Origin of the sequence: Rhizobium sp. WYCCWR10014 (genome assembly GCF_001657485.1) — a bacterium.
Taxonomy (GTDB): Bacteria; Pseudomonadota; Alphaproteobacteria; order Rhizobiales; family Rhizobiaceae; genus Rhizobium.
This window is the reverse complement of sequence record NZ_LXFU01000010.1, coordinates 1-6,376: the sequence shown is the minus strand read 5'-3', so window position 1 is coordinate 6,376 and position 6,376 is coordinate 1. Positions and strand designations below refer to the sequence as shown.

The following is a 6,376-nucleotide window of genomic DNA, read 5'->3' as shown; positions in this document are numbered from 1 at the left end:
ATCGCTCATAAGCACGGTGAATCATCGACGATCATTACCGTCAAGACTAAGTTAGCGCCTATGGGGCTTGACCCGAGGATCCACTCTGGCCTCCTCAATCAGCAGCGGGGATGGATCCCAGGCTCAGGGCCTGGGATGACGGAGGGTGGGGGCGGGTTTTCGATAACCAAAGCGGTATAGGGTGAGGCTTGAGGCTGATTGCCGCTACAATCAGGTGGCGCCAGGAACCACATGATAGTGCTTCGCCCACGCCTGTCGGTGAAAGCGGCCGATCGTGCTCAAGTTGAGATCGCGGCAAGAGCAATCAGGGTGACAAAGACACTCAGCGGCGCCAGGTGTGCATAGTCGCGATGGCGTAGAACCGTGAAAACCGCGGCCGCGATGATGACCGCCCCAAGCGCCACGCCGACAATGCGGCTGGGGGGAAGCGCAATCAGGACGGCGCTCGATATCTCCAGCCCACCCGTCACGATACCCCACCAGCGCGGATAGCCCCACCGAACGAAATCGCTTCGCGTCCCCGACGTGCCGATCGCGTTGACGATGCCTGCGCCTGAGAAGGCGACAACCAGGAACCAGATGGAAAGAACGTGAACCATCTCAGTCAGCCCCGATCATCATGGGGATGGCGACCAGCACCATGATCGCCGCCGTCGGGCCGTGAATGCCGAAGGCGCTTTTGGTGGAGCCTTTCGCTGCGAGAACGAGCAGCATGTCGCCTGCGGGGATCATCGCTTCGATCAAGAGCACCATGCCGACCTCGCGTTGGGAACCCCACGTCATGAACGCCAGCACGAGCAATCCCGCGACGATATCGCGAACCCCCTTGAGGCGGAGCCACCAAGCGACGTTTGGGCCATCTTCGGGAAGCGGCAGGCCGAAACTGCGCATCATGGTCGTCGGGCTGGCAATATAGCCGGTGCCGATCGCGATAATAGCGAGGGCCAGCAGCAAGCCGGCCCCGTTAGTAAGCCAAAGCATGAGATAATCCGTCTATCGCTGATATAAAATCTAGCATCGCTAGATAAAATGCCTTAGCATTGCTAGCTAGTCAAGCGTTGGTATAATCTTTGAGGTACTGGGGCCTGCGGGGCATGGAGATTGAGCAATGGGGATCGCAGAGCGAAAAAGTCGGGAAAGGGCCGGGCGCGAAGAGCGCATTGTCGCGGCAGCACGTGCCGTCGCGGAGAGCGAAGGATGGGATGCCGTGACGATCCGCCGCCTGGCCAAGGAAATCGAATACAGCCAGCCGATCCTCTATTCGCATTTCGCCAACAGGGACGCCATCGTTGCCGCGGTTGCAGTCGAGGGCTTCAAGGAACTCGCAACCGTTCTTCAGGAAGCGGCAGCCGAGGCGAAGGGACGACGACAATCCCTCATGGACGTCGCCATGGCCTATTTTGCCTTCGCCCTCAGTCGCCCGGCACTCTACGAGGCGATGTTTATCCTGCCGACCCAGCTGCAGTTCGCCGAGGCTGAAACGAGATCGGAACTTCGGACCGGTTTCGACGCCATTGCAGCAGTGGTTTCTCCCTTCTGTGCCGATGTGGAGATCGTGACCGAGACCTTCTGGGCAGCCCTTCATGGGCTTGCCGAGCTCGAACGTTCAGGCCGCGTCAGGCCGGGCATGCGTGACAAACGCATCGCGCTTGTTGTTCAGGCGATCGTCGATGCGGGGGTTCATCAAACCGGGTCGTCAGATCAGCTCTGAAGGCTGGGCCGGTGGCCGCCGCACTGCGAGAACGGGCTGGCGCCCACTTCGCCGAGATATCTGCGCCGATCGCCTGAGGCCGATCTCGGCGGCCCCTTGCATGACGCCGATCTGCGTGCTAAACACTGAACTAGATGGTTCAGTTTTCGACAGCTCGCCTTGATGCCTCCTTTGCTGCGCTCTCGGACGCCACGCGACGCGGCGTTCTGGAACAGCTCGGGAGCGCGGATGCTTCGATCACGGAGCTCGCAGAGAAGTTCCACATGACCCTCACGGGCATGAAGAAGCACATCGGCGTCCTGGAGCAGGCGGGGCTGGTGACGACGGAGAAGGTCGGGCGTGTGCGGACCTGCAGGCTGGGCTCACGCGGGCTCGAGGAAGAGGCGGCCTGGATCGATGCGCGCCGCCAGATCTGGAACGCACGCTTCGACGCGCTTGATGAAGTCATCGAGGCCCTGAAACGGAAGGAGAAAGTCGATGGGGGACAGAGCGAGTAGCGGCCGCACGGTGGTCGAACGGAGGTCGGAGCTTGAACTCGTGGTGAGGCGTACCTTCAACGGCGCGGTTCGCCTCGTATTCGACGCGTGGACCAAGCCCGAATTGTTCAAGCTGTGGTGGGCGCCGAAGTCGATGGGCGTGCCCATACTTTCCTGCGAGATGGATGTTCGCACCGGGGGCAGCTATCGCATCACGTTTGGACATGACGCCTCGGACGCCATGGCCTTCTTCGGCAAGTATCTCGACGTGTCGCCGCCATCGCGCCTCGTCTGGACCAATGATGAAGGCGGGGAGGACGGCGCCGTCACCACGGTGACCTTCGAGGAAAAGGACGGCAGGACGCTGCTGGTCCTGCAGGAACTTTATCCCTCGAAGGAAGCGCTCGACCAGTCTTTCGTCGGCATGGAAGACGCGATGCCGGAGCAGTTCGAGCAGTTGGATGAACTTCTCATCACGCTCAGCGCGAGCGTGTGACAGCTCGACTCGATCGGTCATGCCTCAAACAGAGACGAAACAGGGAATTGGCGCAGCGTGGCTGCTTCCTGAAGTCCACCACCAGCCCATGTTCCGCTGGCGATGGCGCAATTCACGGGTGGATGCGGCAAGTCGACCCGGCGTACTGCTTAGACCGCCCGAACCTCGGCAAGCCGCCTGACCGCGTATTCGTCCTGCCAGCAGACGGCGGCTTCCCATGCCGCTGAGGCTTGCGCGGCGATGTCATGTGCGCCGTCGTCGAGATCGGCAGCGTTGTCGGGCAGCACCAGGTCAAGGTCGGGGACGTCGACATGTGACTCATCCCAGTCGATCAACGCGACCCGATCTGCTGTCATGCGGACGTTGCCAGGGCTATTGGGGTTGCCGTGGACAACACTTGTCTGACGCCCGATGAGCCGCGCCCACGCTGCTCGACATCGAATAACGCCCTCAGGCGGCATCGCGGCAAGGTCGATCCTCGTTCCGGTCTCAGTATGCAGGAGGTCGGTCGACGATCGCCAGCCCGGGCGCTGCGGCCAGCCCTGCGTCAGCCGATGCAGCTCGCGCAGCGTGTCGGCGACGCGACGCCAGTCGGACGCCGTCTCGGGCGGTCCGCCCTCCATATATTTCATTACCACCAGGCCGTTTGCGAATAGCCGGCCGTCAGTCGTCGGAATCGGCACCGGAACGGCCATGCCTTCACGGTCGAGGTATTGGAGCAGCTCGGCTTCCCATGCAAGATCAGCGTCGCTCCTGGAGCCGAGACGAGCAACCGCGATCTGCCCGTGGACGCGAACGCTCCACACGTCGTTGGCAACGCCACCGGCGAGCCGTTCGATGCGAACCGCGTCTTCACCCCATTGCCCGAGTGCTTCCCATCCCATTTGGCGATACCCCTGGCGGCCATGATTAAATGACGAAAGAAATAGAGAAAGTTTCCGACGCCACAATGTCCGCATCTGGCGCTAAGCGGTCATACTTCATTGTCGAAAGATTCGGTTGCTTTGCGCCCCTTTCCAGACATACGTCTCGCCGGCCGGAAAGAGCGACGAGCGCCGCATCTGGGCTTGCGCGGTCAGTGAAACGAAGGTCGCGTCTCGGACCCTTCGAAGCGTTTGTCATCTGAGGCTGCTCGTCAACGCGATTACGGCGAAGCACACTCTGGCAGGCTCCCACTTCTCCTCCCTCATCAAGTCAGTTCAGCCCGTGGCTGGCATTGCTTGGTTTCGCTGGCGGATGGCACCCATGACGCAGCGTTTGCGCTGTCAATGGCTCCTTCCGTCCGCCCCACCCTCCGTCATGCTCGGGCTTGTCCCGAGCATCCACACCGCATCCACCGGCTGCCACGGCAATGGATCCTCGGGTCAAGCCCGAGGATGACGGAGAGTGGGTTGGCCTTCTCGCCAAATTTGCTCCGGCCTACTAAGACAAATCACGTCGGGCGCTTCATCAAGCCGCCTCAACCTCCCCCCTGCGTCCTCCAGCTTTCCCCGACAAGCTCCCATAAATCGACCTTCTCGGCGCGCCCCTTGAGCTGCACCAGGCCAAGCGGGCGAAGGTCGAAGCGATCGGCCACGGTGTCGTGGATGGCGGCGCTCACCAGGATCGAGGTGTTGAAGTCCTTGTTCAGTCCCTCCAGCCGCGAGGCGACGTTGATCGTATCGCCCATGGCTGTGTACTGCTGCCTGGAAATCGCGCCGAAGCTACCGACGACCGCCGGGCCGGTGTGCAGTCCAAATCGCGTGATGAGCGCGGGACGGCCATTCTTCAGATTGGCTTCATTCAAGTCGTCGACTGCCGCCTTCATGGCAAGTGCGCACTGGCAGCCGTTTTCGGCATGTCTGGCATCGGGAACAGGGGCGTTCCACATGACGAAAATAGAGTCGCCGAGATATTGCACGACAGTCCCGCCATGGCGCTCGGCGATGGTGTTCAAGATTTCGAAATAGGCCGACAGCGTATCGACCACGTCCTCGGGCGAATGTTGCTCGGATATGGTGGTGAAGTCGCGGATGTCGGTGAAGAGCACGGTCACATCCTGCCGCTGCGCCTTGACGGCGGTTCTTGCCCGGGGATCGATGATCCGCCTGACGACTTCACGCGGAACATAAAGGGCAAACTGGCTGATGGCATGGCGGCTTGCCGCCAGCGCGGCCGCCAGCGTGTTGATCTCCGAAATGAAGGAATGGGAGACGCCTTTTTCGCTGACATCGAGATCGCCGATCTTGCGCGCCTCATCCGCCAGGCGATAGAGGGAGCGGCTGACCATGCGGGAGAGCATCACCGAGGCAGCGACGCCCGCGATCACGAAGGCGGCCGCAATCAGGAGATTGTGCAGGAGCAGCCGATTGGCCTCAGCCACCAGATCTTCCAGGGGCACGACGATTGCGGCGACGCTTCCCTTGAACAGACCGGAGACGCCGACGGGGGCGATCTGCAGGATCTGGCGTTCGCCATCGAGATCGATCCGCGCCACGCCGCCATTTGCAAAGGCCGGATCCCGCCTGAGCCTCGCCACCGTTTCGAGGCTCGCGTCGTAACTGTCCGTCGTCGTATCGACGGCAACGGCGCCATCGGCATTTTTCGACCATATGCCGAGAAGCCTGTTCATGATTGCCGGGTCGGAATGGGCGATCAGATCATCGGCATCATCGATGATGTAGGCGCGCGCCCGCGGCGAAATCTCCTGCGCATCCAGCAGGCGGCTGACAGTCATCAGGTGGATGTTGATGCCGACGACAACCTGATCGTCGTCTCTCATCGGTGCTGCGATCGTCAGCGTTGGAAGCTGCAGCGTTCCCGCGACATAGGGTCCGACGGATACTTCCTCGCCGTGCTGGATGACGGATTGGTACCAGGGGCGTTGCCGCGGATCGAATGATGCATAGTCGACGTCACGCTCAGTGATCGGCCTTGCCTGAAGGTCGAGGAAGCGAAACGTCGATATGACGTCCGGGCCCTGTCTGCGTGCTATCGTGCGGATCGCGAAAGCCGTGCCGTCGGGTGCCGCGAGGATCCGGCGGACATCCTGCCTTTGCGTGTTGATGACCTGCAGATACGAGCCGTCAGGATAGCCGGTGTAGACGCTCGTCGCGTTGGGGACGTTTCTGAGAACCTCCAGAAAGAATTGCTGTTTGGCCGCGATATCCTGGGGCGGCGGGGAGGAGAGCAGCGGCAGGGTCGACGCCAGTGCTACCGCCTCGGTGCCGCCCTGCAGCGTATTGCGGTACCCCTCGATCAGCCGCGAGGCTCATCTCGCGCATCTGCTGCACGCCCGCACTGACCGCAGCATCGCTTCCTTGCCTGAAGGCCAACCAGATGATGGGCGTCGACGTGCACAGCAGCGATGCGACGACCAGGACGCCGAGATGCAGTCGTAGGGGTTTCGACCAGTGCACGAGATTTCCCTCGAAATGCGGACACGTCTCAGCACACCAAGCATAGCCAACGATGGCAGCTAACCGCTTTTTGAAAACTTACACAAGGCGGTGAGTGCGGTCACACCGCCGCTGCACGTTTCGGCAGAATGAGATCGCCGACCGTGAGAGCTGTTGCCGATCATCTCCGCATGCATCGCCGTCCTTGCTCCGGACGCCACCCCACGCTCCGTCTTCCTCGGGTCAAGCCCCATAGGCGCTAACTTAGTCTTGACGGTAATGATCGTCGATGATTCACCGTGCTTATGAGCGATTT

7 protein-coding genes and 1 pseudogene are annotated in these 6,376 nt (G+C 61.4%); 3 read left to right on the top strand and 5 right to left on the bottom strand.

Annotated elements, in window-relative coordinates; translation table 11 throughout:
• Window positions 1-278: 278 nt before the first annotated feature.
• Complete coding sequence (locus A6U98_RS00125; protein ID WP_064647001.1) at window positions 279-599, bottom strand: DoxX family protein; 321 nt, start codon at window positions 597-599, stop codon at window positions 279-281.
• A 1-nt stretch (window position 600) separates the two neighbouring features.
• Window positions 601-981, bottom strand: a complete 381-nt coding sequence (locus tag A6U98_RS00120) for a DUF4267 domain-containing protein (protein ID WP_064646999.1) — start codon at window positions 979-981, stop codon at window positions 601-603.
• A 127-nt stretch (window positions 982-1,108) separates the two neighbouring features.
• Between A6U98_RS00120 and A6U98_RS00115 the strand changes: the two genes are divergently transcribed.
• The 3 genes from A6U98_RS00115 to A6U98_RS00105 all read left to right on the top strand — a co-directional run bounded on the left by A6U98_RS00115 (window position 1,109) and on the right by A6U98_RS00105 (window position 2,683).
• On the top strand, window positions 1,109-1,711 hold the full coding sequence (locus A6U98_RS00115) for a TetR/AcrR family transcriptional regulator (RefSeq protein WP_064646996.1): 603 nt from the start codon (window positions 1,109-1,111) through the stop codon (window positions 1,709-1,711).
• 134 nt (window positions 1,712-1,845) lie between these two features.
• Window positions 1,846-2,208: a metalloregulator ArsR/SmtB family transcription factor gene (locus A6U98_RS00110; protein ID WP_064646994.1), complete on the top strand. Its 363-nt coding sequence runs from the start codon at window positions 1,846-1,848 to the stop codon at window positions 2,206-2,208.
• Complete coding sequence (locus A6U98_RS00105; protein ID WP_064646993.1) at window positions 2,189-2,683, top strand: SRPBCC family protein; 495 nt, start codon at window positions 2,189-2,191, stop codon at window positions 2,681-2,683. The genes A6U98_RS00110 and A6U98_RS00105 overlap by 20 nt, the downstream gene beginning before the upstream one ends.
• 149 nt (window positions 2,684-2,832) lie before the next feature.
• Here A6U98_RS00105 and A6U98_RS00100 read toward each other — a convergent pair whose 3' ends face one another.
• From A6U98_RS00100 to A6U98_RS37415, 3 genes and pseudogenes are all read right to left on the bottom strand, one after another.
• Entirely contained in the window at window positions 2,833-3,567 is a 735-nt protein-coding gene (locus tag A6U98_RS00100; RefSeq protein WP_064646992.1) for a phosphotransferase, read from the bottom strand.
• A gap of 575 nt (window positions 3,568-4,142) precedes the next feature.
• Window positions 4,143-6,081 (bottom strand): annotated as a pseudogene (locus A6U98_RS00095) (adenylate/guanylate cyclase domain-containing protein).
• Window positions 6,082-6,140: 59 nt separating this feature from the next.
• Window positions 6,141-6,376, bottom strand: a 236-nt coding sequence (locus A6U98_RS37415; RefSeq protein ID WP_210179333.1) for a hypothetical protein, incomplete at its 5' end; no start/stop codon positions are given.

Bases quoted from the DNA above. Each gene is read 5' to 3' on its own strand.
- A6U98_RS00125 (WP_064647001.1), bottom strand. From the start codon at position 599: ATGGTTCACGTTCTTTCCATCTGGTTCCTGGTTGTCGCCTTCTCAGGC.
- A6U98_RS00100 (WP_064646992.1), bottom strand. From the start codon at position 3,567: ATGGGATGGGAAGCACTCGGGCAATGGGGTGAAGACGCGGTTCGCATC.
- A6U98_RS00115 (WP_064646996.1), top strand. From the start codon at position 1,109: ATGGGGATCGCAGAGCGAAAAAGTCGGGAAAGGGCCGGGCGCGAAGAG.
- A6U98_RS00120 (WP_064646999.1), bottom strand. From the start codon at position 981: ATGCTTTGGCTTACTAACGGGGCCGGCTTGCTGCTGGCCCTCGCTATT.
- A6U98_RS00110 (WP_064646994.1), top strand. From the start codon at position 1,846: ATGGTTCAGTTTTCGACAGCTCGCCTTGATGCCTCCTTTGCTGCGCTC.
- A6U98_RS00105 (WP_064646993.1), top strand. From the start codon at position 2,189: ATGGGGGACAGAGCGAGTAGCGGCCGCACGGTGGTCGAACGGAGGTCG.